General features: G+C 70.4%; 2 protein-coding genes. Both read right to left on the bottom strand.

Annotated elements, in window-relative coordinates; all coding sequences use genetic code 11:
• On the bottom strand, positions 1 to 276 hold a 276-nt coding region (locus tag ACWDNU_RS47075), incomplete at its 3' end, for a GntR family transcriptional regulator (RefSeq protein WP_449673609.1).
• 7 nt (positions 277 to 283) lie between these two features.
• Positions 284 to 943: a 2OG-Fe(II) oxygenase family protein gene (locus ACWDNU_RS47070; RefSeq protein ID WP_449673608.1), complete on the bottom strand. Its 660-nt coding sequence runs from the start codon at positions 941 to 943 to the stop codon at positions 284 to 286.
• Positions 944 to 1,035 lie beyond the last annotated feature (92 nt).

Raw genomic sequence — 1,035 nt, 5'->3', positions numbered from 1 at the left:
GATCACGCTTTCCGCGATCAGCCCGGCGTCCTCGGTGTTCGTCATCGCACCGGGCGTCCTCACCGGCGCCGGATCGGGCGCCCCCGCGTGCGGCGCGCTGACGGCCAGCCCCTCGTAGATCAGCTGCTGCACCGCCTCGCGGACGGGGCTGCGGCTGACCCCGAGCTGGGTCGCCAACGCGGGCACGCTGAGTGATCGGCCAGGGGCCAGCTCGCCGGAGAGGACCATCTGCCTGATCTGCCGGTGCACCGACTGGCCGAGCAGCGCGGAGTTCATGCGCCGATTATCCCTGGGGCCGGTAGTTCGCCTGTACCCGCTGTGCCAGGAAGTCGGCGGCGGTGACGGGCGGGTACTTGCCCGCGGGGCCCTGGATGATCGCGTCGCGATCGGCCTGGGCGAAGTAGGCGATGCTGTAGCGCTCACCCTGGTACTCGCCCTCACCCGGGCTGCGGACGCGGTGGAAGTTCGACGGCAGCAGGTCGTCGCTCCAGCGGGTCAGCATGTCCCCGATATTGCAGGTGATCAGGCTCGACGACGGGGTGATGGAGGTCCATTCCTGCTCGTCCATCTCCTTGCCGGGGCACACCTGCAGCCCGCCCTGCCCGTCGCGCTGGAACAGCAGGGTCAGGCAGTCGAAATCGGTGTGCGCGCCCGCCCGCCAGCGGCCGGGGACGCCGCGCAGTTCCGCGGGCACCGCGAAGTAGTGCAGCAGGCGCAGCGCGCTCTGGTAGTCCGGCGAGGCGGGATCGTGCGCGGCGGTGAAGTGGTCGCGGGGCAGGCCGAGCCGGTCGGCGAAGCAGGACAGCACCCGCATCGCCACCGCCCAGGCGCGTTCCTCGAAATCGAGGACACGGGCACGGAATCCGGCGAGTTCGGTCTCGCTGGGCCAGAGCTGGTCCATGTGCGGCCGGGTGATCTGGTAGGACTCCTTCTGGTCCGGCACGCCGATCGAAGCAACACCCCGAGCAGCCGCCGTTTCATGCGCCGGTCACCTTGGGGTCGGTGGTGCCCGCGGGCTCGCTGTAGACGATCTCC

The organism is Amycolatopsis sp. NPDC003676, assembly GCF_053587275.1.
This window is presented reverse-complemented; position numbering and strand designations above follow the sequence as displayed.